The sequence below is a fragment of the Actibacterium sp. MT2.3-13A genome (assembly GCF_018139985.1).
Classification (GTDB): domain Bacteria; phylum Pseudomonadota; class Alphaproteobacteria; order Rhodobacterales; family Rhodobacteraceae; genus JAGSOU01.
The window spans coordinates 34,744-58,360 of the sequence record NZ_JAGSOU010000015.1 but is presented as its reverse complement, the minus strand read 5'-3'; the positions used below and the strand labels follow the sequence as shown (position 1 = coordinate 58,360).

At 67.7% G+C, this 23,617-nt stretch carries 24 protein-coding genes and 2 tRNA genes; 13 read left to right on the top strand and 13 right to left on the bottom strand.

The window, feature by feature from the left end:
* Nucleotides 1-163: 163 nt before the first annotated feature.
* From KCI33_RS13640 to KCI33_RS13625, 4 genes are all read left to right on the top strand, one after another.
* Nucleotides 164-514 (top strand): DMT family protein, encoded by a 351-nt coding sequence (locus tag KCI33_RS13640; protein ID WP_212525356.1) that lies wholly within the window; start codon nucleotides 164-166, stop codon nucleotides 512-514.
* Between the two features lie 112 nt (nucleotides 515-626).
* Entirely contained in the window at nucleotides 627-1,880 is a 1,254-nt protein-coding gene (locus tag KCI33_RS13635; RefSeq protein WP_212525355.1) for a multidrug effflux MFS transporter, read from the top strand.
* Between the two features lie 62 nt (nucleotides 1,881-1,942).
* Nucleotides 1,943-3,346, top strand: a complete 1,404-nt coding sequence (locus tag KCI33_RS13630; protein WP_212525354.1) for a helix-turn-helix transcriptional regulator — start codon at nucleotides 1,943-1,945, stop codon at nucleotides 3,344-3,346.
* Nucleotides 3,347-3,399: 53 nt separating this feature from the next.
* The gene (locus KCI33_RS13625; protein WP_212525353.1) at nucleotides 3,400-3,873 is read left to right on the top strand and encodes a carbon monoxide dehydrogenase subunit G; all 474 of its coding nucleotides are present in this window, start codon (nucleotides 3,400-3,402) and stop codon (nucleotides 3,871-3,873) included.
* Nucleotides 3,874-3,881: 8 nt separating this feature from the next.
* Here KCI33_RS13625 and KCI33_RS13620 read toward each other — a convergent pair whose 3' ends face one another.
* The 3 genes from KCI33_RS13620 to KCI33_RS13610 all read right to left on the bottom strand — a co-directional run bounded on the left by KCI33_RS13620 (nucleotide 3,882) and on the right by KCI33_RS13610 (nucleotide 6,792).
* Entirely contained in the window at nucleotides 3,882-4,130 is a 249-nt protein-coding gene (locus KCI33_RS13620) for a YdcH family protein (protein WP_212525352.1), read from the bottom strand.
* Nucleotides 4,131-4,281: 151 nt separating this feature from the next.
* Nucleotides 4,282-5,196, bottom strand: coding sequence for a DMT family transporter (locus KCI33_RS13615; protein WP_212525351.1), 915 nt, complete (start codon nucleotides 5,194-5,196; stop codon nucleotides 4,282-4,284).
* A gap of 42 nt (nucleotides 5,197-5,238) precedes the next feature.
* Nucleotides 5,239-6,792 carry a fused MFS/spermidine synthase gene (locus KCI33_RS13610; protein WP_212525350.1) on the bottom strand — a complete coding sequence of 518 codons (1,554 nt, stop codon included), beginning with the start codon at nucleotides 6,790-6,792 and terminating at the stop codon, nucleotides 5,239-5,241.
* A 108-nt stretch (nucleotides 6,793-6,900) separates the two neighbouring features.
* Between KCI33_RS13610 and KCI33_RS13605 the strand changes: the two genes are divergently transcribed.
* Nucleotides 6,901-7,467 carry a DUF6647 family protein gene (locus KCI33_RS13605; protein ID WP_212525349.1) on the top strand — a complete coding sequence of 189 codons (567 nt, stop codon included), beginning with the start codon at nucleotides 6,901-6,903 and terminating at the stop codon, nucleotides 7,465-7,467.
* Nucleotides 7,468-7,477: 10 nt separating this feature from the next.
* Here the strand turns inward: KCI33_RS13605 and KCI33_RS13600 are convergent, their stop codons facing one another.
* From KCI33_RS13600 to KCI33_RS13590, 3 genes are all read right to left on the bottom strand, one after another.
* Nucleotides 7,478-8,218 carry a YebC/PmpR family DNA-binding transcriptional regulator gene (locus tag KCI33_RS13600; protein WP_212525348.1) on the bottom strand — a complete coding sequence of 247 codons (741 nt, stop codon included), beginning with the start codon at nucleotides 8,216-8,218 and terminating at the stop codon, nucleotides 7,478-7,480.
* A gap of 469 nt (nucleotides 8,219-8,687) precedes the next feature.
* A tRNA-Arg gene (locus tag KCI33_RS13595) sits at nucleotides 8,688-8,764 on the bottom strand.
* A 74-nt stretch (nucleotides 8,765-8,838) separates the two neighbouring features.
* On the bottom strand, nucleotides 8,839-9,150 hold the full coding sequence (locus tag KCI33_RS13590) for an ETC complex I subunit (protein ID WP_212525347.1): 312 nt from the start codon (nucleotides 9,148-9,150) through the stop codon (nucleotides 8,839-8,841).
* A 124-nt stretch (nucleotides 9,151-9,274) separates the two neighbouring features.
* Between KCI33_RS13590 and uvrB the strand changes: the two genes are divergently transcribed.
* The gene (gene uvrB, locus KCI33_RS13585; RefSeq protein WP_212525346.1) at nucleotides 9,275-11,452 is read left to right on the top strand and encodes an excinuclease ABC subunit UvrB; all 2,178 of its coding nucleotides are present in this window, start codon (nucleotides 9,275-9,277) and stop codon (nucleotides 11,450-11,452) included.
* A 5-nt stretch (nucleotides 11,453-11,457) separates the two neighbouring features.
* On the opposite strand, the gene KCI33_RS13580 is transcribed toward uvrB, so the two are convergent.
* On the bottom strand, nucleotides 11,458-12,264 hold the full coding sequence (locus KCI33_RS13580) for a DUF3800 domain-containing protein (protein WP_212525345.1): 807 nt from the start codon (nucleotides 12,262-12,264) through the stop codon (nucleotides 11,458-11,460).
* A gap of 339 nt (nucleotides 12,265-12,603) precedes the next feature.
* Here KCI33_RS13580 and KCI33_RS13575 point away from each other — a divergent pair, with 339 nt between their 5' ends.
* The 4 genes from KCI33_RS13575 to KCI33_RS13560 all read left to right on the top strand — a co-directional run bounded on the left by KCI33_RS13575 (nucleotide 12,604) and on the right by KCI33_RS13560 (nucleotide 16,012).
* A complete protein-coding gene (locus tag KCI33_RS13575) occupies nucleotides 12,604-12,954 on the top strand; it encodes a DUF3175 domain-containing protein (RefSeq protein ID WP_212525344.1) in 351 nt (116 codons plus the stop codon).
* Nucleotides 12,945-13,020: transfer RNA gene (locus KCI33_RS13570), tRNA-Ala, on the top strand. The genes KCI33_RS13575 and KCI33_RS13570 overlap by 10 nt, the downstream gene beginning before the upstream one ends.
* 307 nt (nucleotides 13,021-13,327) lie before the next feature.
* Nucleotides 13,328-14,140: a TIGR00282 family metallophosphoesterase gene (locus tag KCI33_RS13565; RefSeq protein ID WP_212525343.1), complete on the top strand. Its 813-nt coding sequence runs from the start codon at nucleotides 13,328-13,330 to the stop codon at nucleotides 14,138-14,140.
* A gap of 93 nt (nucleotides 14,141-14,233) precedes the next feature.
* The gene (locus KCI33_RS13560) at nucleotides 14,234-16,012 is read left to right on the top strand and encodes an SLC13 family permease (protein WP_212525342.1); all 1,779 of its coding nucleotides are present in this window, start codon (nucleotides 14,234-14,236) and stop codon (nucleotides 16,010-16,012) included.
* 22 nt (nucleotides 16,013-16,034) lie between these two features.
* Here the strand turns inward: KCI33_RS13560 and KCI33_RS13555 are convergent, their stop codons facing one another.
* The 5 genes from KCI33_RS13555 to KCI33_RS13535 form a co-directional block, all read right to left on the bottom strand.
* Nucleotides 16,035-17,810, bottom strand: a complete 1,776-nt coding sequence (locus KCI33_RS13555; RefSeq protein ID WP_212525341.1) for an SLC13 family permease — start codon at nucleotides 17,808-17,810, stop codon at nucleotides 16,035-16,037.
* A gap of 288 nt (nucleotides 17,811-18,098) precedes the next feature.
* Nucleotides 18,099-19,037 carry a glycosyltransferase gene (locus tag KCI33_RS13550; protein ID WP_212525340.1) on the bottom strand — a complete coding sequence of 313 codons (939 nt, stop codon included), beginning with the start codon at nucleotides 19,035-19,037 and terminating at the stop codon, nucleotides 18,099-18,101.
* Nucleotides 19,034-19,198, bottom strand: coding sequence for a hypothetical protein (locus KCI33_RS13545; RefSeq protein WP_212525339.1), 165 nt, complete (start codon nucleotides 19,196-19,198; stop codon nucleotides 19,034-19,036). Before KCI33_RS13545 ends, KCI33_RS13550 begins: the two co-directional genes overlap by 4 nt.
* A gap of 9 nt (nucleotides 19,199-19,207) precedes the next feature.
* Nucleotides 19,208-20,383 carry a glycosyltransferase family 2 protein gene (locus tag KCI33_RS13540; RefSeq protein WP_212525338.1) on the bottom strand — a complete coding sequence of 392 codons (1,176 nt, stop codon included), beginning with the start codon at nucleotides 20,381-20,383 and terminating at the stop codon, nucleotides 19,208-19,210.
* 365 nt (nucleotides 20,384-20,748) lie between these two features.
* Nucleotides 20,749-21,288: an alkylphosphonate utilization protein gene (locus tag KCI33_RS13535; protein WP_212525337.1), complete on the bottom strand. Its 540-nt coding sequence runs from the start codon at nucleotides 21,286-21,288 to the stop codon at nucleotides 20,749-20,751.
* Nucleotides 21,289-21,516: 228 nt separating this feature from the next.
* Between KCI33_RS13535 and KCI33_RS13530 the strand changes: the two genes are divergently transcribed.
* Nucleotides 21,517-21,723 (top strand): cold-shock protein, encoded by a 207-nt coding sequence (locus tag KCI33_RS13530; protein WP_212525336.1) that lies wholly within the window; start codon nucleotides 21,517-21,519, stop codon nucleotides 21,721-21,723.
* 188 nt (nucleotides 21,724-21,911) lie between these two features.
* Here KCI33_RS13530 and trxC read toward each other — a convergent pair whose 3' ends face one another.
* The gene (trxC, locus tag KCI33_RS13525; RefSeq protein WP_212525335.1) at nucleotides 21,912-22,340 is read right to left on the bottom strand and encodes a thioredoxin TrxC; all 429 of its coding nucleotides are present in this window, start codon (nucleotides 22,338-22,340) and stop codon (nucleotides 21,912-21,914) included.
* Nucleotides 22,341-22,436: 96 nt separating this feature from the next.
* Here trxC and KCI33_RS13520 point away from each other — a divergent pair, with 96 nt between their 5' ends.
* Both KCI33_RS13520 and KCI33_RS13515 read left to right on the top strand, forming a co-directional pair.
* A complete protein-coding gene (locus tag KCI33_RS13520; RefSeq protein WP_212525334.1) occupies nucleotides 22,437-22,619 on the top strand; it encodes a hypothetical protein in 183 nt (60 codons plus the stop codon).
* Nucleotides 22,620-22,658: 39 nt separating this feature from the next.
* Nucleotides 22,659-23,612, top strand: coding sequence for an NAD(P)-dependent alcohol dehydrogenase (locus KCI33_RS13515; RefSeq protein WP_212525333.1), 954 nt, complete (start codon nucleotides 22,659-22,661; stop codon nucleotides 23,610-23,612).
* Nucleotides 23,613-23,617: the final 5 nt, after the last annotated feature.

Genomic DNA, 23,617 nt, shown 5'->3' with positions numbered 1-23,617 from the left:
CGGCAACCTACCTGCCGCGGCGCAGCGCACAAAGCGGATTTCGGTAAATTTGCAAATTCTTGGCAAGATACAACCAGCAAATCGCAAATCTGCGAAAACATCGCGCTGGCGCGCCGCCCTGGCCTCTGCCACGAATTGCGCCGAATCCCCGCCGGAGTCCACCATGATCCTGCCCGCCCCCGCCGCCGCCATCGGCCTGCTGCTGCTGTCGAACCTGTTCATGACCTTCGCCTGGTATGGCCACCTGCGGTTCAAATCCGCGCCCCTGCTGACGGTGATCCTGGTCAGCTGGGGCATCGCCTTTTTCGAGTATCTCCTGCAGGTGCCGGCCAACCGCATCGGCCACGGCGCGCTCAGCGCGGCCGAACTCAAGACCATACAGGAGGTGATCACCCTCACCGTGTTCGCCGGTTTCTCCGCCCTTTACCTCGGCGAGCCCATCACCTGGAACCACGCCGCCGGCTTCGCCCTGATCGCCGCGGGCGCGGCGATCGTGTTCTTCAAGCCGCTCTGAGCCGACGCCGGACAAGGCGGCCCGCACCGCCGCACAGCACGATGTGCGTTCGTGCACGCAGGACGGATTTTACCGTCTGGACAAATCGCGCGCCGCGCCTAACCTGCGCGCCATGACCTCCAGACCCGCCGTGCGGTTTCTCGACCGCAGCACGCCCCCGCATATCCTGACCCTTGTCCTGCTCGCGGGGATCTCCGCGCTGTCTATGAACATTTTCCTGCCGTCGCTGCCCAACATGACGGCCTATTTCCACACCGATTACCGGCTGATGCAGCTTTCGGTGGCGCTCTATCTCGCGGTGAACGCGGCGTTGCAGATCGTGATCGGCCCGATCTCCGACCGCTACGGCCGTCGTCCCGTGATCCTGTGGAGCGCCGCGGCCTTCCTGGCGATGACGCTGGGCTGCATCCTGGCCCCCACGGCAGAGGTCTTTCTCGCCTTCCGCATGGCGCAGGCGGTGATCGTGACGGGCATGGTGCTCAGCCGCGCGGTGGTGCGCGACATGGTCCCGCAGGAGGAGGCGGCCTCGATGATCGGCTATGTCACCATGGGCATGGCGCTGGTCCCGATGGTCGGCCCCACCGTCGGCGGCATCCTCGACGAGGTCTTCGGCTGGCAGGCCAATTTCGCCATGCTGCTGGCGGTGGGCGCGCTGGTGCTGGCCCTGGCCTGGGCCGACCTGGGCGAGACCGCCCGGCCCAGCCAGATCAGTCTGCTCGACCAGTTCCGCGAATATCCCGAGCTTTTCCGCTCGCGCCGGTTCTGGGGCTACGCGCTGAGCGCGGCCTTCTCCTCCGGGGTGTTCTTCGCCTATCTCGGCGGTGCGCCCTTTGTCGGCTCCGAGGTGTTCGACCTCGGCCCGGCGCTGCTGGGCCTCTATTTCGGGATCGCGGCGCTGGGCTACATGGGCGGCAATTTCCTGTCCGGGCGCTATTCGGTGCGCTTCGGTATCAACCGGATGATCCTGGCCGGCAGCCTTTCGGTCAGTTCCGGGCTTATCGCCTCGCTGCTGCTGTTCCTGCTGGGCGCGACGCACCCGCTGGCCTTCTTCGGGCTGATGGTCATGGTGGGGCTGGGCAACGGCATGGTCCTGCCCAACGCCACCGCGGGCCTGCTGTCGGTGCGCCCGCATCTCGCCGGCACCGCCAGCGGGCTGGGCGGCACGATCATGATCGGTGGCGGCGCCGGCCTGTCGGCGCTGGCGGGCGCGATGCTGGTGCCGGGGTCGGGCGTCTACCCGCTGCTGGGCATCATGCTGGCCAGTTCCGCCGCCGCGATCCTGGCTACCGGCTATGTGTTCCACGTCAACCGCATCGCCGGCGACCTGGGCGAGATCGAGGAACCCGAGGCGCATCCCGGCGCCTGAGCCTTGCGCGGGCGCTTTGCAAAGGATACCGATATCCCGAGCAAAGCTGCAAAGGTGCGGAGATGGCGACCCAGAAACTCTATGCCGGCGTCAAGCTGCGCGAGACGCGCAAGCGGCTGGGCCTGACGCAAAAGGCCTTCGCCGCCAAGCTTGGCGTCTCGCTGCCCTATCTGAACCAGATGGAGAACAACAACCGCCCGGTCTCGACCGGCGTGGTGCTGGCGCTGGCAAACGAGTTCGGCTTCGACGTGACCGAGCTGTCCACCGGCGACACCGAGCGGCTGGTCTCGGACATGCGCGAGGCGCTCGCGGACCCGGTCTTTGCCGAGGGCGCGCCACCGCTCGCCGACCTGCGGCTCGCCGCCTCCAACGCGCCGGCGCTGGCGCGCGCCTTTCTCGATCTGCACCGTGCCTATCGCCAGACCCATGAGCGCCTCGCCTCGCTCGACGAGGCGCTGGGGCGCGAGGATGCCCGCGTCGCCCCGAGCCCCTGGGAGGAGGTGCGCGACTTCTTCCACTATTGCGACAATTACATCGACGCCGTGGACCGCGCCGCCGAGCGTTTCGCCTGCCCCGGCGGGCGCCGCGCAGACCCGATGGAGACCGCCCGCGCGGCCCTTAAGGCCGAGGGCATCACGATCGAGTTCCGCCCCGACGCCGAGTTGCGCGACTACGACGCCGCACACCGCGTCCTCACGATCGCGGCCCAGGCTTCCGCGCCCACCCAGCGCTTTCAGCTGCTGCACCAGGTGGCGCTGCTGACCCAGGGCCAGCTGCTGGACGCCACGCTCGATCTGGCCCGGTTCCAGAGCGACGAGGCCCGCGCCATCGCCCGGATTGGCCTCGCCAACTATTTCGCGGGCGCGGCCCTGCTGCCATACCGGCCCTTCCTGCAGGCCGCGCAGGAGATGCGTCACGATCTGGAACGCCTCGCCTATGCCTTCGGCGCCTCGATCGAGCAGGTGGCGCATCGCCTCTCGACCCTGCAGCGCCCCGGCGCCAAGGGCATCCCCTTCTTCTTCGTGCGCGTCGATCAGGCCGGCACCATCACCAAGCGCCACTCGGCCACACGGCTGCAATTCGCCCGCTTCGGCGGCGCCTGCCCGCTGTGGAACATGCACCGCGCTTTCGAGACGCCGGGCCGCTTCCTGCGCCAGCTGGCCGAGACGCCGGACGGGGTGCGCTACCTGTGCCTGGCGCGCGATGTCAGCAAGCCCGGCGGCGCCTGGGGCGTGCCCGACCGGCGCTTCGCCATCGGGCTGGGCTGCGAAGTGCAGCACGCCGAGGAGCTGGTCTATGCCGACGGGCTGGACCTGACCCGCGCCGCCAGTTTCGAGCCGATCGGCATCTCCTGCCGGATCTGCGAGCGCAAGAATTGCCACCAGCGCTCGGTCCCGCCGCTGGAGCGCCGCCTGCGCGTCGATCCCGACCACCGCGGCGTGCTGCCCTACGAGATCGCGGAATAGCTTTACCGCCGCCCCCGCTCGCCTTAGGTCTGGGGCAAACTGGGAGACAGGACATGGAACTGAATGGCAGCCGCGTCATCGCGGCGGACCGCGCGACGGTCTGGGCAAAGCTGAACGAGGCAGAGACCCTCAGGGCCTGCATCCCCGGCTGCGAGGAACTGACCGGCAGCCCGGAGGAGGGCTTCGAGGCCGTGGTCAAGCAGAAGGTCGGGCCGGTAAAGGCCACCTTCAAGGGCGGCGTCACGCTGTCCGACGTGGTGCCGGGCGAAAGCTACACCATCGCCGGCGAGGGCAAGGGCGGCGTCGCCGGATTCGCCAAGGGCGAGGCAAAGGTGCGCCTCTCCGACGCCGAGGGCGGCACCGAGCTGAGCTATGATGTCGAGGCGAAGGTGGGGGGCAAGATCGCGCAGCTCGGATCGCGTCTGATCGACGGCTTCGCACGCAAGATGGCCGACCAGTTCTTCGAACGTTTCCAGGAACAGGTCGAAGGCCCGGCCGCGCCCACGGGGGACGAGGCCGGGGCCTGAGAAAGGGCTCAGCCCTCGGCGGGCTCCGCCAGCATGCGGGCGATCTCGTCCTTCAGGGCGAGGCGCTGCTTGCGCAGTTCGCCCTCGTGCAGCTCGTCGGTGGGCTCCACGTTGGTCTCGGCGCGGTGCACGGCGCGGTTCACCTCGTGATATTCCTCGACCAGCTTGGCGAAATGCGCGTTCTTCGTCTTCAGATCGTGGATGGCTTCGACCTGATCGGGGAATTCTTCGGCCAGTTCGTGCGGCGTGTTCGACATTGCGCGGTCTCCTTACAGTGCATTTGCGGTAACGCTAGCCGAGCCTGTTGCCCGACACCTTGACCGTGATCAAGTGGAAACCCGCGCCCCCCGCGCGAATGCTGTTCGGCTGCGGGAAAAACCGCGCAGCCACGCCCGCGCGCGGGCCGGCTCAGGGCTTGGTGGCGTTGGCCGGCGGCGTGACCGGGCGGCGCTTCAGCCGGGCCTCGCGCCAGGTGATGTAGCTGACCGATCCCATGGTCAGCGCGCCGCCCAGCACGACCCAGCCATCAACCTTTTCGCCGAACACCAGCCAGCCCAGCAGCGTCGCCCAGACCAGTTGCAGAAAGGTCACTGGCTGGATCACCGCCATCGGTGCTGCACGGAAGGCGTGGGTCATGAAATAATGCCCCGCCGTGGCGAAACCCGCGACCAGGAACAGCCAGCCCAATTGCCCCCATGTGGGCGTCACCCAGACCCAGGCGGCAAAGGGCGCCAGCCCGATGGTGACCGACACCGACAGGATCGCCACCACCGTCCCCGCCCCCGCCTCGCGGCTGGCCATCCCCGCGCACAGATAGGAGGCCGCCATCATCATCGCCGTGACCAGCATCGCCAGATGCCCGGTGGACACCTCGCGGAAGCCCGGACGCAGGATGACCAGCACACCCAGCAGCGCCACGCCGATCGCCGTGATCCGGCGCACCGAGATCTTCTCGCCCATGAACAGCGCCGCGCCGATGGTCACATAGACCGGGTTGAGATAGTTCATCGCCGTGACCTCGGCCACGGGGATGCGCGCCATGGCGTAGAACCAGCAGATCACGCCCAGCGTATGCACCACACCGCGCAGCGCCAGCAGCCGCCAGCTGAGCGGCGACAGCCGCACCCGGATCAGGCTGCGCGCCATCGGCAGGAAAAAGATCAGCCCGGCCAGAAAGCGCAGGAAGGCCGCCTCGGCGGCGGGCAGGCCGCTGCCCACATGCTTCACGATGGCCGTCATGATGACGAAGCTCAGCCCGGCGAGGAGCATCCAGAACACGCCCACCATGGGGCGGGACTCGGAAGGGGCGATTGCCTGCGACATGCGGCGACTTGACGCGATCCCGGAGGCAAGGGCAAGGGGGCTTCAGCGCTCGGCCCAGTCCCCGTGCCCCAGTAGCCGGTCGATCGGGGCATAATTGTCGGTCAGAACCGGCGAGGCCGTCTCGGCCAGCAACTGATCCCGCGCGTCCCGCGCGAAGCGCACAACCCGGTAGCCCTCGGGGCTGAGCGTGCGCAGAGCGCTGAAGGGCGAAGCCGAGCGCCCCGCCAGCAGGATGAAAACCTGCCGGTTCTCCACCCCGATGGCATCGGGATTGGCCCAGATCTCCACCACCGGAAAGACCTCGCCCAGCGTGCGCGCGATGGCGGTCAGCGCCTGCAGCCGGTCCATGTGGTCGATCACGTTCATCAGGTAGATGCCCTCGCCGGTCAGCCGGCTCTCCACCAGTTCAAAGAACTCCCGCGTGATCAGGTGGGGCGGCACCGCGATATCGGTGAAGGCGTCGCCGATGATCACGTCATAACTGTCGGGCCGCGTCAGCAGGGCCCGGCGCGCGTCGTCGTTCAGCACCCGCGCGCTGGCGGGGTCGAACCAGAACTCCCGCGCCGCAACCCGCGTCACGACCGGGTCGATCTCTGCCACGGTGACCTCGGCCCCGGGCCGGGTCGCCGCCCAGGAGCGCGGGATCGAATAGGTGCCACCGCCGATGAAGAAGGCGCCGAAGCGGTCGCGCCCGGCCATGCGCGCGCGCGCCAGCGCGTCCAGCGCGGCGGCATGGTAGGTCAGCATCTCCGAGGGATTGTCGCGCGACGAGATGCCGTGCACGAGGTGATCGAGCACCATCAGGCGCGTCGGACCGACGCCCGGCGCGCCGGGCTCCTCGATCACCCGGATGCAGAAATAATCGCTCTCCTCCGTGCAGGGATCGGGTCGCGCCAGCCCCGCGCCCGCCACGCCCAGAGGCAGAAGAACCGCCAGCCCCAGCACCGCCCAGCGTCCCACCGGAGCGATCCGCCCCGCCAGCGCGAAACACAGCGCGGCGAGGCCCGCATAGGCGGCGGTGACCGCGGCCAGCGTGCCCGCCGAGCCCAGCCAGGAGATGAACAGGAACCCCGCCAGCAGCGTGCCGCCGATCGCGCCCACCGCGCCGGCCGCGAACATCGCGCCCAGCGCCCGCCCGGTCTGGCCGGGCCGCGCCAGCACCGCGATCTGCGCCAGCACCGGCGCCGGGATTCCGGCAAAGAAGGACGGCAGGAAGAACACCAGCATGCTCAGCGCCACGATGGCGCCCACCGGGCTCTGCATCGCGGCGATCACCGGCCCGGCGGCGAGCCGCAGCACGAACACCGCCGCCGCCGTGCTCAGCGCCGCGCCCGCCATCGACCAGCCGGTCAGCAGCAGCGCCCGCCGCGGCGGGGCCTCGGCCATGCGCCCGCCCGCCCAGTGCCCGGCCGAGAACCCGGCCAGCACCACCGCGATCACCGATGTCCAGGTGTAAAGCGACATGCCCACATAAGGCGCCAGCATCCGGCCCGCCACGATCTCGACCACCAGGCTCGCCGCCGCCACCACACCTTGCATGGCGACCAGCACCGCCACGCCCGGCAATCCCTGATCGCGCCCGTCCCCATATGTCATCGCCCTGCCCCCGCTCTGCCGCGCCGGACGGAGTTAACGCAACCTTCCGATCCCCGGCAAGAGATTGCCGCTTGCCCGCCCCCGCGGGGAGGATGCTAGGCTGGGGGCATGTTGGAACGGCTCCGCCTCGGCCTGGCCCTGCTCGCCTGTCTCGCCGCCCCGCCGGCCTCGGCGCAGCTGCCGGCCGACAGCGCGCCGGCGGCGGACTGCCCCCGCCCGGACCGGGCCGATGCCCTGCTCCCGCCGGAGATGCCGTCGCCCGCATTGGTGGCTGAACTGATCCTCTGGATCGGCGAGGAGACTGGCTACGACACCGCCGAGGCGCTCGAAGCCCCGCCCGAGATCCTCTTCTGCCTGACCGGAGAGGAGATCGGCGTCGACGACGAGGACATGCTGGTCGAGGAGAACATGCTCGGCGCCTACGACCTGGCCCGCGGCCGGGTATTCCTGGTGCGGCCCTGGTCGGAGGGCGACAGCCGCCAGGTCTCGGTGCTGCTGCACGAACTGGCGCATCATGTGCAGTTCCTGAACCGCGGCTTCGACTGCCGCCAGGCCGCGGAATGGGAAGCCTATCAGTTGCAGGCGAAATGGCTGGCCGAGCGCGGCGTGGAGCCAGCGTTCGACTGGCTCCACATCTATTTCCTGTCGCGCTGCCCGCGCGACATCCACCCCTGAGGCGCGGCGCTCAGAGCTGCGCCATCACCTCGTCGGAGGCCTCGAAGTTCGAGGTGACGCGTTGCACGTCGTCGTCATCCTCGAGCGCGTCGATCAGCTTCATCAGCTTCTGCATGCCATCGAGGTCAAGCTCGGTGCTGGTGGTCGGCTGCCAGATCAGCTTGGTCGAGTCCGATTCGCCCAGTTCCGCCTCCAGCGCGGTGGACACCGCGTTCAGGTCGGTATCGGCGCAATAGATGATGTGGCCATCCTCGGAGCTCTCCACATCCTCGGCGCCGGCCTCGATCGCGGCCAGCATCACCGTGTCCGCGTCGCCCACCGAGGCGGGATAGACGATCTCGCCCTTGCGCTCGAACATGAACCCGACCGAGCCGGTCTCGCCGAGATTGCCGCCGTTCTTGGCAAAGGTCGAGCGCACGTTCGACGCGGTCCGGTTGCGGTTGTCGGTCATCGCCTCGACGATCACCGCCACGCCGCCCGGGCCGTAGCCCTCGTAGCGGATTTCCTCGTAATCGTCGCCCTCGCCGGCCTGCGACTTCTTGATCGCGCGCTCGATCACGTCCTTCGGGACCGAGTTCGACTTGGCCTCCTTCACGGCCAGACGCAGACGCGGGTTCTTGTCCGGATCGGGATCGCCCATCTTGGCGGCGACGGTGATCTCCTTCGACAGTTTCGAAAACAGCTTCGAGCGCGCCGCGTCCTGGCGCCCTTTGCGATGCTGAATGTTTGCCCATTTTGAATGGCCGGCCATGGTGCTCTCCGACAGGTGACAACTGAGATTGTCCCGTCTATACGGACTGCCCCGCCGGGGAGCAAGCCACAGCGCCGCGATGCTGCAATGCGCGCCTGCGGCGCAGAGCTTTTGTCTCGCACCCGGCCTGCGGCCGGATGCTCGGGATGCCTCCGGCGGGGATATTTTGGGCCAGAAGAACCCCGGGGCTTCTTCTTGGCGGAAATACTCCGGGGTTTGGGGCCGAGCCCCAAGGACCGGCTGCGGAATACAGCGACTCGCGCCGGCCACGGTCGCGCCGCCGGTCCGCGCGAAAACAGCGGAGCGGGGTGGGTGCCCTGCCGCGGCCCTCTGCCCCCTTGTGCGGGAACATTGCCACGTCGTTACCAGGGCGTTACCCCTGTCACCGCTCCCACATTGCTTCCGGAAAAATGGCACGGTTTCGGGGAACGGCCGAAAGCTTCTGAATACATGTATGAAATCGACAGTCTGGCGACCCCTCCAGGACTCGAACCCGGAACCTGCTGATTAGAAGTCAGCTGCTCTATCCAGTTGAGCTAAGGGGCCGCTTGCGCCCGTTTTTGCGGCGTTAGCGCCCACCGATCAAGGCAAATCGGCGGCCGGGCGGGGCAGTCCGGGGATCAGTGCGTCCAGACGGTGCGGCGGTTGGTGGCGAAGTTCTCGCCATAGCCGCCCTTCCGGATCACCGGCTTGCGGGTCTTGGGCTCCGTCACGATGGCTTCGATGCCGTGCTCGCGGGCGTAGTCCAGCGCCGCCTGCTTGCTGTCGAAGCGCAGCCGCACCTGGGCCTGGGTATCGGAGGAACTGGTCCAGCCCATCAGCGGATCGACCTCGCGCGCACTGGCGGGGGCGAATTCCAGAACCCAGTGGTGGGTCTTGGCCATGCCGGATTGCATCGCGGTCTTGGCGGGCTGGTAGATACGGGCAAGCATCGCGGAACTCCCTTCAGATCGCCCTCGTTATGGGAAAAACCGCGCGCCAGCGCAAGAGGCCGCGAGGGCGCCCCTTGAACCCAACGCGCAACGGGTCAAGTTAGGAAGGCCAAGGAGTCCGCCCATGCCCTATGCCCAGGAACATCCCGCCCTGCATGCCCCCGCCCCGGAGGTCAGGACCCGCCCCAAGCTGGAAGGCGGCAGGCGCTTCGTCATGAAGACCGAGTTTCAGGCGGCGGGCGACCAGCCCACCGCCATCGCCGAATTGTCGGCGGGCGTGAACGAGGGAGAGCGCAACCAGGTGCTGCTGGGCGCGACCGGCACCGGCAAGACCTTCACCATGGCGCGCGTCATCGAGGAGACCCAGCGTCCGGCGATCATCCTCGCCCCCAACAAGACGCTGGCAGCGCAGCTTTATGGCGAATTCAAGGGCTTCTTCCCCGACAACGCGGTGGAATATTTCGTCTCCTACTACGACTACTACCAGCCCGAGGCCTATGTGCCGCGCTCGGACACCTTCATAGAGAAGGAATCCCAGATCAATGAGCAGATCGACCGGATGCGCCACTCGGCCACGCGGGCGCTGCTGGAGCGCGACGACGTGATCATCGTCGCCTCGGTCTCCTGCATCTACGGCATCGGCTCGGTCGAAACCTACGGGGCGATGACCCAGGACCTTGAGATCGGCAAGGAATACGACCAGCGCGCGGTGATCGCCGATCTGGTGGCCCAGCAATATCGCCGCAACGACGCGGGCTTCCAGAGGGGCAGCTTCCGGGTGCGCGGCGACGTGCTGGAGATCTGGCCCGCCCACCTGGACGACCGCGCCTGGCGATTGTCGTTTTTCGGAGAGGAACTGGAGGCAATCACCGAGTTCGACCCCCTCACAGGTTCGAAAACGGATAGTTTCGAACATATCCGGGTCTACGCGAATTCGCATTATGTGACGCCGAAGCCCACCATGAAACAGGCCATCATCGGCATCAGGAAAGAGCTGCGCCAGCGGCTCGACCAGCTGGTGGCCGAGGGCAAGCTGCTGGAGGCGCAGCGGCTGGAGCAGCGCACCAATTTCGACCTCGAGATGCTGGAGGCGACCGGCGTGTGCAACGGGATCGAGAACTATTCGCGCTACCTCACCGGCCGCGCCCCGGGCGAGCCGCCGCCGACCCTGTTCGAGTTCATCCCCGACAACGCCATCGTCTTCGCCGACGAATCCCACGTCACCGTGCCCCAGATCGGCGGCATGTATCGCGGCGACTACCGGCGCAAGTTCACCCTGGCCGAGCACGGGTTCCGCCTGCCCTCCTGCATGGACAACCGCCCGCTGAAGTTCGAGGAATGGGACGCCATGCGCCCGCAGTCGGTCTTCGTCTCCGCCACCCCCGCCGCGTGGGAACTGGAGCAGACCGGCGGCGTCTTCACCGAGCAGGTGATCCGGCCCACCGGCCTGCTGGACCCCGAGATTGAAATCCGCCCGGTCGAGATGCAGGTGGACGACCTGATGGACGAGGTCCGCAAGGTCACCGCCAGGGGCTTCCGCACGCTGGCGACCACGCTGACCAAGCGCATGGCCGAGGACCTGACCGAATACCTGCACGAACAGGGCATCAAGGTGCGCTACATGCATTCCGACATCGACACGATCGAGCGGATCGAGATCCTGCGCGACCTGCGCCTCGGGGCCTTCGACGTGCTGGTGGGCATCAACCTGCTGCGCGAGGGGCTGGACATTCCCGAATGCGGGCTGGTGGCCATCCTGGACGCCGACAAGGAGGGGTTCCTGCGCTCGGAAACCTCGCTGATCCAGACCATCGGCCGGGCCGCGCGCAACGCCGAGGGGCGGGTGATCATGTATGCCGACCGCATGACCGGCAGCATGGAGCGCGCCATCGCCGAGACCAACCGCCGCCGCGAGAAGCAGATCGCCTATAACGAGGAACACGGCATCACGCCCGCGACCGTGAAGAAGAACGTCGAGGACATCCTCGCCGGCCTCTACAAGGGCGACGTGGACATGAGCCGGGTGACGGCGAAGATCGACAAGCCGCTGCACGGCGCCAACCTGGAGGCGCATCTCGACGGGTTGCGCGACCAGATGCGCAAGGCCGCCGAGAACCTGGAATTCGAGGAGGCCGCGCGCCTGCGCGACGAGATCAAGCGGCTGGAGGCGGTGGACCTGGCGATCTCGGACGACCCGCTGGCGAGGCAATCGGCGGTGGAGGCGGCCAGCGAGGCCGCCGTGGGGCGGTCAACGGCGGGACGGCCGGGGCAGAGGGGTGGTGTGAAGAGGAGGAAGCGTTGACCTATTCACCTTTTCACAGGCTGCATTGGCATGGCTTTTAGTGAACGTAGTTTCCTAGCGACATCCGCGTCCAAACAGAGATCTTCAACGCTGTGGATGCATTTTATTCCACGCCCTATTACATTACCTCGCTCGTCTGCTCCGAACCGATTAGCTAGTTCCTCGAGGTATCTCGGTTCCGGGATATTAAAATTCGTCTTGGTCTTGTTCGCACACTGATAGGCTGCATGGGCAGCCAAGTCTGCATACCGCAATAATGGCTCTTCAGTCTTGGTTTTCGCCGTGATCGCAAACGGATTAAAAACGCGCAAATACTTGGCATCTGTGTGCATCGGCTTTTCCTTAATCGCACTAAGATACCGGCGCATCGCATCGTAATCGTGGTTTTTCTTTTCGAAGCAAACTTCGGGCGGCGTTCCAGCCATGCCTTTCGCTGTCAGGTACTGCCCAACACGCTCGAGCAAATACACCGCACATTTGTTGTAGAACTTGTCGGGATCCTTTCGGATTCGCTCAGAGTAGCTTCCAAGCGTGCTCTTATTCGAAATCACGGCGAAGAAGCGGAGATTGACCTTAGTGGCGGTGCGCGCCCAGAAAACCGTTTGGTAATGATTAAGTTCGGTTGCGTGTGACCATTTTTTGGGAATTGTTTTCAGTACCTCGTCGAGAACTGATGTCGCCGAAATCTTCACGGCCCTTGGCATCACTGCAGCTGCCAGTACGAAGTATGGCGACGCTCCACCTGATGTATCCGAGCGCACCTTTGCGATACCGGCCTCTCCGCTTTCATCAATAAATACACTGCAAGTCATTGAACGTGGAACTCATTTGAAAAACGCGAGTTTTGATATTCGCTACGTTCAACCATGAGAAGACTTCACAAAAATTGCAATGTTATCAGTAGGGCCGCGACCGACCCGAGGGGTGGCGCAATCGCGCCGCCCCTGGGGGGCGGGTCGGCGCGGCCCGGGCCGCAAGCGCCCCGGGCGGAGCTGTTCTCTGACGGCAAGATGAGCCCCTTGGGTCACCAAGGGCGCGTTCCGCACCCACCCTCGGGCCGGGCGCGACTCTGGGGCAGACGTGGCGCCGCTGGCCGGATGGCAATCGGCGCCGCCCTCCCCCGCCGCCCCGATCCCTGCTATCCTGCCCCCATGCCCGACAAGCCCCCGAAAAGATGGTCGCAGAAGGTCACTGAGACCAGCCATGCGCTCGCCCTCGAAGAGGGGGTCTTCACCTGGGACGATCCGAAACGCATCGCCGCGTCGCTCAAACGCTCGGCCGAGGAAAGCACGCAGCGCAAGGGCACCGTGCTGCAATCCTCCATGTCCATGCTGAGTTTCTACATCAACCGCGCCGGCCGCACCCTCGACCCCGGGCAGAGGGAAATCCTCGAACAGGCCAAGGCCGAGCTGCGCGCGCTGTTCCGCGACCGCCGCGGGCCCGCCCCCCCCCTTGACGCCGCCCGCAAAACCGCGCATGTGAGGGCTGTCGTGGGGCCTTAGCTCAGCTGGGAGAGCGCGTCGTTCGCAATGACGAGGTCAGGGGTTCGATCCCCCTAGGCTCCACCAAAATTCCCTCGCAACAGATCTTCGAACAGCATCTTCGCCGCAGCGGCGTGGCTTGGTCCCGTTTTTCCGCCCCTTCCCGCTTGAAGCGTCCCCGGCGATCGCACGGGCGGCCTGTCGAATCCCTCGATAACGTCATCGGGGAATACGGGCCTGCCCCGTCTCCGACCCCGGCGATCCCGTGCGGCGCAGGGACGACGGCCCGCGGGGCCAACGGCGCGGCCCCGATGCACGCGTCGCGCCGGAAGGCGCGCGCATCGGGCGCAATTGTCACTTGCCCTTCCGGCCCCGCGCGCCTAGGCCATGGCGCATGAAGATACTGTTTCTCGGAGATGTGATGGGCCGCGCCGGGCGCGCGGCCATCCAGGAGCGCCTGCCCGGCCTGCGCCGGGAGTGGGGGCTGGATTTCGTCGTGGTCAATGGCGAGAACGCAAGCTCGGGCCACGGGCTGACCGCCGCCCACGCCAAGGGCCTGCTGGAGGCCGGGGCCGATTGCCTGACGCTGGGCGATCACGCCTTCGACCAGAAGGACATGCTCAGCTTCATCGAGCAGGAGCCGCGCATCCTGAGGCCGCTGAACTACGCCCGGGAGGCCCCGGGCAAGGGCGCGCGGCTGTTCACCGCCACCGGCGGGCGCAAGGTGCTGGTGGCGCAGGTTCTGGGGCAGGTCTTCATGAAGCGGCCCTTCGACGATCCGTTCTCGGCGATCGACCAGGTGCTGCGGGCGCATCCGCTGGGCGGACTCGCGCAGGCCACTCTGGTGGACATCCATTGCGAGGCGACCTCGGAGAAGATGGCGATGGGGCATTGGTGCGACGGGCGCGCCAGCGTGGTGGTCGGCACCCACACCCATGTGCCCACCGGGGACGCGCAGATCCTGCCCGGCGGCACCGCATTCCAGTCCGATGCCGGGATGTGCGGCGACTACAACTCGGTCATCGGCATGGACAAGGCCGAGCCGCTGCGCCGCTTCATCACCGGCATGGCCAAGAACCGCTTCACCCCGGCCAGCGGCGAGGCGACCCTGTCGGGGCTTTTTGTCGAGACCGACGACCGCACCGGCAAGGCCACCCGGGTGCGCATGATTCGCGTGGGCGGGCGGCTGGAGGCCTCCGCGCCGTGATCCGCCGGGGCCGGGACGCGGCGCCACTCGGCGCTTGTGCCGGGGCGCGGGGGCGATAAAGATACGGTCTGAATTGAACGGCGGGCCTATTGCATGATCGACCTTTCCCTGTCTCCGGCCGCAAACGCGCTGCTGTCGCTTGCCGTCGTGGTGGTGATGTTCATCCTGTTCGTCCGCGAACGCTACCCGGCCGAGGTGATCGCCATCGCCGGGGCCTCGGTTATGCTGATCACCGGCGTTCTGCCCTACGAGCAGGCGCTCGCGGTGCTGTCCAACCCCGCCCCCTGGACCATCGCGGCGATGTTCATCGTGATGGGCGCGCTGGTGAGGACCGGAGCGCTCGACTGGTTCACCCATGCCGCCGAGCGCAACGCCAAGAACAAGCCCAAGCTCGCGGTCGGGGCGCTGATGGGCTTCGTGGTGGCGGCCTCGGCCATGGTGTCGAACACCCCGGTGGTGGTGGTGATGATACCGGTCTTCGTGCAGATCAGCCGCAGCCTGTCGATCTCGCCGTCCAAGCTGCTGATCCCGCTCAGCTACGGGGCGATCCTGGGCGGCATGCTGACGCTGATCGGCACCTCGACCAACCTGCTGGTCGACGGCGTGGCGCGGGCCAACGGCCTGGAACCCTTCACGATTTTCGAGGTAACGCCGCTGGCGGTGGTGCTGGTGGCCTGGGGGATGCTCTACCTGCGCTTCGCCGGGCCGCGGCTGCTGCCGGAGCGCTCGTCGATGGCCAGCCTGCTGTCGGGGCGCTCGAAGATGAAATTCTTCACCGAGGTCGCCGTTCCCGAATACAGCGAGCTGATCGGCCAGAGCGTCAACGAGATCGACCTGTTCAAGCGCGAAGGCGTGCGGCTGGTCGACGTGCTGCGCGGCGACGCCTCGCTGCGGCGCGAGCTGGAGACGGTGACGCTGGAGGCCGGCGACCGGGTGGTGCTGCGCACCGAGATGGCCGAACTGCTGGGCCTGCAGCAGAACAAGAGCCTGCGCATGGTGGACAAGCTGAGCTCGGTGCAGACCACCACGGTGGAGGTGCTGATCTCGCCGGGCTGCCGGATGGTGGGCCGCTCGCTCGGCTCGCTGCGGCTGCGGCGGCGCTACGGCGTCTATCCGCTGGCCGCGCACCGGCGCAACCAGAACATCGGCCGCCAGCTCGACGACCTGGTGGTGCGGGTCGGCGACACGCTGCTGCTGGAGGGCGCCCCGGAGGACATCCAGCGCCTCGCCGCGGACATGGAGCTGGTGGACATCTCGCAGCCCAAGGCGCGCGCCTATCGCCGCGCCCATGCGCCGCTGGCGGTGCTGGCGCTGATCGGCATCGTCGCGCTGGCCGCACTGAACGTGGCGCCGATCCTTATGCTGTCGATCTTCGCCGTGGCGCTGGTGCTGCTGACGCGCTGCATCGACGCGGAGGAGGCGTTCTCCTTCATCGACGGGCGGCTGCTGGCGCTGATCTTCTCGATGCTGGCGGTGGGCGCGGCGCTGGAGGCGTCGGGCGCGGTGCAGATGATCGTGAACGCGGTGGCGCCGCTGCTGGCGAAGCTGCCGCCCTTCCTGATCGTCTGGGCGATCTTCCTGCTCACCTCGATCCTGACCGAGCTGGTGTCGAACAACGCGGTGGCGGTGGTGGTCACCCCGATCGCGATCGGGCTGGGGCAGGCGCTGGGCGTCGATCCGCGGCCGCTGGTGGTGGCGGTAATGGTGGCCGCCTCGGCCAGCTTCTCCACCCCCATCGGCTATCAGACCAACATGCTGGTCTATGGCGCGGGCGGCTACCGCTTCACCGATTTCCTGCGCGTGGGCATTCCGCTGAACCTGTCGATCGGCCTGCTGGCCTCGGCGATCATCCCGTTGCTGTGGCCGCTGTGACGGCCTGATCGCAGCGCGCGGCTCACAGCGGCCAGAACAGCAGAATCGCCGGGATCGCCACCACGATCACGATCAGCTCCAGCGGCAGCCCCATGCGCCAGTAATCGCCGAAGCGGTAGCCGCCGGGTCCAAGGATCAGGGTGTTGTTCTTGTGTCCGATCGGCGTGAGAAAGGCGCAGGACGAGGCCACCGCGACCGCCATCAGGAAGGGATCGGGGCTGACCCCCAGCGCCCGCGCCATCTCGATACCCACGGGTGCGGCGACCAGCGTGGTGGCGGTGTTGTTCAGCACGTCGGACAGCGTCATCGTCACCACCATCAGCACGGTCAGCACCGCCCAGGCCGGCCAGCCCCCGGTCAGCCCGACCAGCGCGCCGGCGATCAGCTCGGTCCCGCCGGAGGTCTCCAGCGCCGTGCCCAGCGGGATCATTGAACCAAGCAGGACCACCACCGGCCACTCGATATGGCCGTAGACCTCGGACAGCGGGATGATGCGCGCCAGCAGGTAGCCCACCACCACCAGCCCCAGCGCCACCGGCAGATAGAGCCAGCCGACGCTGGCCGCCAGCACCGCCGCCGCGAACAGTCCTATCGCGGCCCAGGTCTTGCTGTTCTCGGTCACCGCCAGCCCGCGGCTGGCAAGCGGCAGGCAGCCCAGCCACTCGACCACGTCATGGGCGGTCTCCTTCGGCGCCAGCAAAAGCAGGATGTCGCCGGGGCGCACCCTGGTCTTGCGCACCTGCTCGGTGATCGCGCGGCCCTGGCGCGAGATCCCCATCAGCACCGTGCGCCGCCGCCAGCCCAGGCCCAGCGACAGCGCCGAGCGCCCGGCGATGCGCGCGCCCTCGGGCACCACGACCTCGATCGCGATGACGCCCTCGCCCTCGGCGCGCAACCGCTCCTGCCGCACGCCCTCGGCGAAATCGAGCTTCAGCGCGGTGCGGAATTCGTCCAGCGCGTCGGGCGCGGCCTCCAGCACCAGCGCGTCGCCTTCGCGCAGGATGGCGCCGCGCTGCGGGCCGTAGAGCCGCTGGCCGTCGCGCACCAGGCCAAGGATCGCCACGTCGTCGCGCTCCGCCTCCTCGGCAAGCTCATGCAGCCGCATCCCCGCCAGTTTCGATCCCTCCGGGACCGTGAGTTCGGCGACATATTGCTGGAATTCCTCGGTCGTGTTCCGGTGGGTCTCGGCGGGCTGCGGGATCAGACGCCAGCCGACCAGCGCCACGAAGACCATCCCGGCGATGGCCACCAGCCCGCCCACCGGCGCGAAATCGAACATCGCGAAGGAGGTGCCGAGACTGTCCTCGCGGATGGTGGCGATGATGATGTTGGGCGGCGTGCCGATCAGCGTGACCATGCCGCCCAGGATGGTGGCGAAGCTCAGCGGCATCAGGCTCAGCCCCGGCGCGCGCCCGGCCTTGCGCGCAGTCTGGATGTCGACCGGCATCAGCAGCGCCAGCGCGGCGACGTTGTTCATGAAGCCGGACAGCACCGCGCCGATTCCGCCCATCAGCGCGATGTGCTGCCCCAGCGGGCGGGAAGCGTCGATCAGGGTGCGCGTGATCAGCAGCACCGCGCCCGAGCGCACCAGCCCCGCCGAGACCACCAGCACCAGCGCCACCACCAGCGTGGCCGGATGGCCGAAACCGGCAAAGGCCTCCTGCGCCGGCACCACGCCCAGCACGACCCCGACCAGAAGCGCCGCGAAAGCCACAAGATCATAGCGCCAGCGCCCCCAGAGCAGCAGGGCGAAGACCGCGGTGAACAGCGCGAAAAGGATGATCTGGTCCTGGGTCATGGGACCTGTCTAACGGAGCGGCCCGGCCCCGGTCACGGGAATATTGCGCGCCTGCGGCGTGGACCGTCCGGCCCAGCGTGCAAATTGCGGCATCGGCACGGGCGTGGGCATCCTCGGCGCTTTCCGGCCCGCTCCGGTTCGCCTGTCGCAGCGTCACGCGTTCCGCCAGCTTGCAGGAGGGCTCGGCAATCTCGAACTCGCCCCCCCTGCGCGCGCGTTGAAGGTCTCGGTCGGCGCGCCCCGCGCGCCGACCTTGCGGAGACTGTCCCGGGGTGCCCGGCCACCGACCTAACCCGGCGGGCGGCCGCGCAGAAGATTCGCCCGCAGCCGGGGCAGGACGCGCGCAATCAGGCGGCTGTCGCGCAGGTAGCGCCACAGGCCCAGCGGACCGAGGCCCGCCAGCTGCCGGATGGTTCCGCGGCAGGCGCCGGGGACATTGTGGTATCGCCCGGCGAGGCAGACATTCACGGCGATCGACACCTCCGCAAGCTGTCGCAACCGGGACGAGGCGGGGGCGTGCCGGTCGTACACACGCGTGAGCTGGTCGCGGAAATCGGCGATGTCGCGCGAGCCGGTGATCGTCTGCGCGTCCCCGTGCAGCCGAAAGGCCACCGCGCGCGCCGGCGCCCAGGCCAATGGCCCGCGCCCGACAAGCCGCAGCCAGAGATCCCAGTCGGCGGTGTACCAGAGCGTTTCATCGAGGCCGCCCGTCGCCAGGGCCTGCTCGCGCGGGAACATCACCGCCGGCATGGCGAGGGTGTTCTGGACGATCAGCGCCGACAACGCCTCGACGCCGGAGACCAGGCGCTGGCGGCGGCCGAAGGCGGGCCCGAAGCGGCCGCTCAGCCGCGCGCCGGCATCGACATAGCAGGCGGCGTGAGACCAGATCGCCGCCTGAGGGTATCGCCGCGCCAACATCCGGAGCAGGTCGGTGCGGCCGGGGCGCCACAGGTCGTCCTGGGGCAGGATCGTGGCGTAGGGCGCGCGGGCGGCGCGCAGCGCGGCGTTGGTGTTTGCCATCCAGTTGGTCCTGTCGGAGGTATCGATGATACGCAGCGGCAAGGTGTCGGAATAACTTTCGGCAATCTCGCGGCTGCCGTCGCTGGAGCCCTGATCGGCCAGCACGATTTCGACGCCCCCGCATTGCCCCTGCAGCGAGCGAAGGGTGCGCTCCAACGTGGCGGCCCCGTTGTGGACCGGGATGAGAACGCTGAGCCAGGGGGTCACTCTTCGCCCTCCCTCTCGCCCGCGGCCAGCCCGCCCAGCGGCAAAGCGACGGCGACAGGACGACCCAGGCCCAGCCCTGTTCCAACCGTCCCCCAGACCGGCCTCAAGGCCAGAGTGCGCCGCCGCAGCGCCTCGTCGCCGGGCTGTGCCGGGGGCCCCATCGCGCGCCCCTAGATCAGCACCGCATGGCGCGCGCGGTACCCCGAAAAGATCGAGATGAGCAGCCCGGAAAAGAAGATCTGCGAGCCGATCACGATCAGCGTCGCCGCCGCGATCAGCCCCCGCATCTCGTCCAGGGCTCCGAAGTCCGAATTGATCCAGTCCAAGGCGATGGAACCGGCCCATACCAGGCCGGCAGCAACCAGAAGCGCCCCGCCCAGCAACCAGTATTGCAGTCGCGACCATCTCAGGAAGGCGGCCGCGATCCGGCCCGGCGATCGCAACCCTTCCCGCCAGTTGTAGACCAGCGCGAACAGCCCGATCGCGGTTGTCTGCACGGCCATGATCATCGCCGTGCTGGCCGCGACCGCCCAGTGATCGCCGATCCCGAGGCTCCCCAGGCGGGCCATTTCGGCATCACCCGCCATGAGCAGGATCGCCAGCACAACCAGGCCAAAGGAAAACATCAGCGCGGCCGGCAGCAGGAAAAGCCAGCTTGGGCTGAGCAGCAGCATGTAGATCAGGTGCCGCAGACCGTCCCGCCAGGGGTTCAGATGCGGGGGCCGACCCCGGCCGTCGGGCCAGAGGGTCACCGGCACCTCCGCCACGCGATAGCCTTTCAGAACGGATTTCAATACCATCTCCGAGGCGAATTCCATCCCCGTCGAAGACAGATTGAGCCTCTCGTAGGCGTCCGCCGTAATTGCGCGCAGGCCGCAATGCGCATCGCTGACGGTGGTGCGGAATAGCATGCGCAGGATGCCGCTGAGAATTGGGTTGCCGATATGGCGGTTTTTCCACGGCATCGCCCGCGGCTTGATCTCGCCCCTGAACCGTGACCCCATGCACAGATCGGCGCCGGCCTGCAGTTCGAGGACCATCGACACCGCCTCGAGGAAATCGTAGGAGCGGTCGCTGTCGCCCATGACCAGGTTTCGGCCCCGGGCCACTTCGAACCCGCCGCGCAGGGCAGCGCCATAGCCGCGCGCAGCGACGTCGATCACCCGGGCACCGGCCGCGCGCGCCAGGTCCTGGCTGCCATCGGTCGAGCCATTGTCCGCGACGATGACCTCGCCTGTCAGGGCGTGCCCCTCCCGCAGCGCATCCAGCGCCTCATGCGCGCGACTGACGCACCAGGCAATGGTCTTGGCCTCGTTGAGGCAAGGGAGAACAAAGGACACGTCCATGGTCGCGCGTGCGGAGGCCCTGGCATCTTTTCTGGCTCCGGGGAGCTGATGTGTCTTATACATTGCCAACAATAGCGACCGCCCGTGAACGGGCCGACGATACCGCAGGCCACTGCATTTTCAAAGCTCGTTGCCATTCGCCAGCCATGCGCGGCTGCCGGCGACCGAACATGGCGCCCGCGGGCGCAGGCCCCGCACTCGCCCCACACCATGCGAATGGATCCTCAAGCTCCGGAGTTCAGACCGGGACGGATCCTTCGGCGCACCGCCCCACCAGATGCCGCGACCGAACGGCCGGGCGCGCCCGCGCTGCGGCCTTCCCGCCACGCCATCGGCGGCGGGAAGGCATCCGATCGGAGGGGCGCTCAGCGCTTCTTCACGAACTTGGTGAGGATCACGATGCGCTGCCCCTCGACCCGGCCCTCGATATGTTCGGCGTTGTCGGGCACCAGCGAGATGCCGCGCACCGCCGTGCCGCGCTTGGCGGTGAAGCCCGCGCCCTTGACCGGCAGGTCCTTGATCAGGACCACGGTGTCGCCCTGCTCCAGGACCGTGCCGTTGCTGTCGCGGTGCACGAGGTCCGAGGGCGCGCCGGCCTCGGCCCATTCCAGGATCTCGGGCTCGAGATAGAGCATCTCCAGCGCCTCGGTCGCCCAGCCCTCCTCGGGCAGGCGTTTCAACAGCCGCCAGGCGAGGACCTGCACGGCGGGCACCTCGCTCCACATCGCCGCTTGCAGGCAGCGCAGGTGCTGCGGGTCGGGCGCGCCGCCGGCCGCCTGTTCGGCGCAGGTCGCGCACAGCGCCACCTCGTCCCCGCGCGGCGGAACCGCCACGGCGGTCAGCCCCTCGGTGCCGCCGCACAATTCACATGCGCCGCCGCAGCGCGTCCTCAATGCCTCATCCATGGCCGGGTTCCTTTCTTGAATTCCGGCGCGACCCTAATGCGGATCGCGTCCCGCCGCCAGTGCGACGAATTCCTCTTGCAATCGTCCAACAAAAGCCCCATGTGCACGGGGCGACGTTATTCTCTATCGACCCACTGTCTCCCTAACACGGCTTCAGTCACTCGATCTTGCACTGACCAAGCCGACCTGCCGCAGTTCCGCGGGCAGGACTATCTAGGAGACAGACGGATGGCCAATGGCACCGTGAAATGGTTCAACGAAACTAAAGGCTTCGGCTTCATCGCCCCCGAGGGCGGCAGCAAGGACGTGTTCGTGCACATCACCGCACTGGAACGCGCCGGCCTGCGCACCCTGGCTGACAACCAGAAAGTGACCTTCGACATCGAAGCCGGCCGTGACGGCCGCGAAAGCGCGACCAACATCCAGCTGGCCTAAGCCCGCTTCGGATACGGACGGAAAGGCGCCCCTCCGGGCGCCTTTTTTCATGCCTGCGGGAAATTTCCGAAGAGGCCAGCGCCCGCGCCGTGTGGAACGGGTCGGGCGCCGACCGGCGTGACCGCCGGGCGGGCCGCATGACGAAGGCGGAACGCTGACCGGCGGCAAAGCCCCAGGAGGCGCCGGCCTTACGACCGGGCGAAGGCCTCGATGTCGCGCGCCGGGCGGGCGCCGGCCAACCGCGACACCTCGCGCCCGTTCTTGAACAGGATCAGCGCCGGGATGCCGCGGATGTTGAAGCGCACCGTGGCATCCGGATGCGACTGGGTGTCGATCTTGGCCAGCCGCACCTCGGGCGAGACCGCCTGGGCCGCCTTGGCGAATTCCGGCGCCATCATCCGGCACGGCCCGCACCACGGCGCCCAGAGGTCCACCAGCAGCGGCAGATCGTCGTTCTTGGCCGCCTTGAGCAGGGTCGTGAGGTCCAGTTCGCGGACCTTGCCGTCGTTGATCTTCGCCCCGCAGGTGCCGCATTTCGGGCCCGCGCCCAGCTTGTCCTCGGGCACCCGGTTGACGACGCCGCATTCCAGGCAGGTGAGTTTGACTGACTTGGCCATCGGGGCCTCCTTTTACATTCGGTTGCGCGAATATATCGGGTTGCGCCCTGCCCGAAGCAACCCCATTCTGAGCGGGAACCCGACCACGGAGGCCGCATGATCCCCTGGCGCGACCTTTCCCCCGAGCAGCAGCTGAGGCTGCGCGAGGACTACAATGCCAGCCCAGACTGCCTGACCGGCACCTGTTCGCTGGAGGCCAAGCTGGCGCGTTTCACCGACTGGCTGGCCCGTCGGGGCGTGCATTTCAGCGAGGAGGACCTGCGCCCGCCCCGGACGTGATAGACTCCCCAGGCCGGAATCACACGCAGGGGGGGCGCGATGAAAGCCGCGATCAGCAACCGTTACGGCGGGCCGGAGGTCGTCCGCCTGGGCGACGTCCCGCGCCCCGAGCCCGCCCCGGGCGAGGTCCGCGTCCGGGTCCATGCTGCCACCGTCAGCCGCAGCGACTGCGGCATGTTGCGGGCCCACCCGTTCTTCATTCGCCTGACAAGCGGCCTGTTGCGCCCGAAGCTCAGGATCCTGGGGCTGGATTTCGCCGGCACGGTGGACAAGGCCGGCGCCGGGGTCACCGCCTTTCGCGCCGGGGACCGGGTGTTCGGCATGTCGCCGCGCCGTTACGGCACGCATGCGGAGTATCTGTGCATTCCGGCGGAAGGCGCGATCGCGCCGCTTCCCGCCGGCCTGCCCTTCGACGAGGCGGTCGTCTGCGAGGGCGCATGGTATGCGAATTCCACGATCCGCAAGCTCGACGCGGGCGAGTCCCTGCTGGTCTACGGCGCCTCGGGGGCCATCGGCACGGCGGCGGTTCAGCTGGCCAGGGCGCGGGGCGTGCATGTCACGGCGGTCGTTGCGACACGCCACCTGGAGCTGGCGCGCGCGCTGGGCGCGGAGCGGGTGATCGACTACACTGCCGAGGATTTCACCGCGCTCCCGGACAGGTTCGACATCGTGTTCGATGCCGTGGGCAAGGAAAGCTATTTCCGCTGCCGGCGCCTGCTGAAACCCGGCGGATTATTCGCCAGCACGGATCTCGGCCCGGGCTGGTCGAACGTGTTTCTGGCGCTGTGGAACGCGCTGACCGGGCGGACGCGGGTGGAAATCCCGCTTCCCGTCGACAGCCCCGCCTTCGTGACGGAAATGGCCGGGCTTCTCGCGGCGGGGAAATTTCACGGGGTGTTCGACCGCAGCTATCCGCTGACGGAGATCGCTGACGCCTATCGCTATGTGGAGACCGGCGAAAAGACCGGGATCGTGGTGCTCAGGCTGCCCTGAGGCGC

Bases quoted from the DNA above. Each gene is read 5' to 3' on its own strand.
- KCI33_RS13640 (WP_212525356.1), top strand. From the start codon at position 164: ATGATCCTGCCCGCCCCCGCCGCCGCCATCGGCCTGCTGCTGCTGTCG.
- KCI33_RS13635 (WP_212525355.1), top strand. From the start codon at position 627: ATGACCTCCAGACCCGCCGTGCGGTTTCTCGACCGCAGCACGCCCCCG.
- KCI33_RS13630 (WP_212525354.1), top strand. From the start codon at position 1,943: ATGGCGACCCAGAAACTCTATGCCGGCGTCAAGCTGCGCGAGACGCGC.
- KCI33_RS13625 (WP_212525353.1), top strand. From the start codon at position 3,400: ATGGAACTGAATGGCAGCCGCGTCATCGCGGCGGACCGCGCGACGGTC.
- KCI33_RS13620 (WP_212525352.1), bottom strand. From the start codon at position 4,130: ATGTCGAACACGCCGCACGAACTGGCCGAAGAATTCCCCGATCAGGTC.
- KCI33_RS13615 (WP_212525351.1), bottom strand. From the start codon at position 5,196: ATGTCGCAGGCAATCGCCCCTTCCGAGTCCCGCCCCATGGTGGGCGTG.
- KCI33_RS13610 (WP_212525350.1), bottom strand. From the start codon at position 6,792: ATGACATATGGGGACGGGCGCGATCAGGGATTGCCGGGCGTGGCGGTG.
- KCI33_RS13605 (WP_212525349.1), top strand. From the start codon at position 6,901: ATGTTGGAACGGCTCCGCCTCGGCCTGGCCCTGCTCGCCTGTCTCGCC.
- KCI33_RS13600 (WP_212525348.1), bottom strand. From the start codon at position 8,218: ATGGCCGGCCATTCAAAATGGGCAAACATTCAGCATCGCAAAGGGCGC.
- KCI33_RS13590 (WP_212525347.1), bottom strand. From the start codon at position 9,150: ATGCTTGCCCGTATCTACCAGCCCGCCAAGACCGCGATGCAATCCGGC.
- uvrB (WP_212525346.1), top strand. From the start codon at position 9,275: ATGCCCTATGCCCAGGAACATCCCGCCCTGCATGCCCCCGCCCCGGAG.
- KCI33_RS13580 (WP_212525345.1), bottom strand. From the start codon at position 12,264: ATGACTTGCAGTGTATTTATTGATGAAAGCGGAGAGGCCGGTATCGCA.
- KCI33_RS13575 (WP_212525344.1), top strand. From the start codon at position 12,604: ATGCCCGACAAGCCCCCGAAAAGATGGTCGCAGAAGGTCACTGAGACC.
- KCI33_RS13565 (WP_212525343.1), top strand. From the start codon at position 13,328: ATGAAGATACTGTTTCTCGGAGATGTGATGGGCCGCGCCGGGCGCGCG.
- KCI33_RS13560 (WP_212525342.1), top strand. From the start codon at position 14,234: ATGATCGACCTTTCCCTGTCTCCGGCCGCAAACGCGCTGCTGTCGCTT.
- KCI33_RS13555 (WP_212525341.1), bottom strand. From the start codon at position 17,810: ATGACCCAGGACCAGATCATCCTTTTCGCGCTGTTCACCGCGGTCTTC.
- KCI33_RS13545 (WP_212525339.1), bottom strand. From the start codon at position 19,198: ATGGGGCCCCCGGCACAGCCCGGCGACGAGGCGCTGCGGCGGCGCACT.
- KCI33_RS13540 (WP_212525338.1), bottom strand. From the start codon at position 20,383: ATGGACGTGTCCTTTGTTCTCCCTTGCCTCAACGAGGCCAAGACCATT.
- KCI33_RS13535 (WP_212525337.1), bottom strand. From the start codon at position 21,288: ATGGATGAGGCATTGAGGACGCGCTGCGGCGGCGCATGTGAATTGTGC.
- KCI33_RS13530 (WP_212525336.1), top strand. From the start codon at position 21,517: ATGGCCAATGGCACCGTGAAATGGTTCAACGAAACTAAAGGCTTCGGC.
- trxC (WP_212525335.1), bottom strand. From the start codon at position 22,340: ATGGCCAAGTCAGTCAAACTCACCTGCCTGGAATGCGGCGTCGTCAAC.
- KCI33_RS13520 (WP_212525334.1), top strand. From the start codon at position 22,437: ATGATCCCCTGGCGCGACCTTTCCCCCGAGCAGCAGCTGAGGCTGCGC.
- KCI33_RS13515 (WP_212525333.1), top strand. From the start codon at position 22,659: ATGAAAGCCGCGATCAGCAACCGTTACGGCGGGCCGGAGGTCGTCCGC.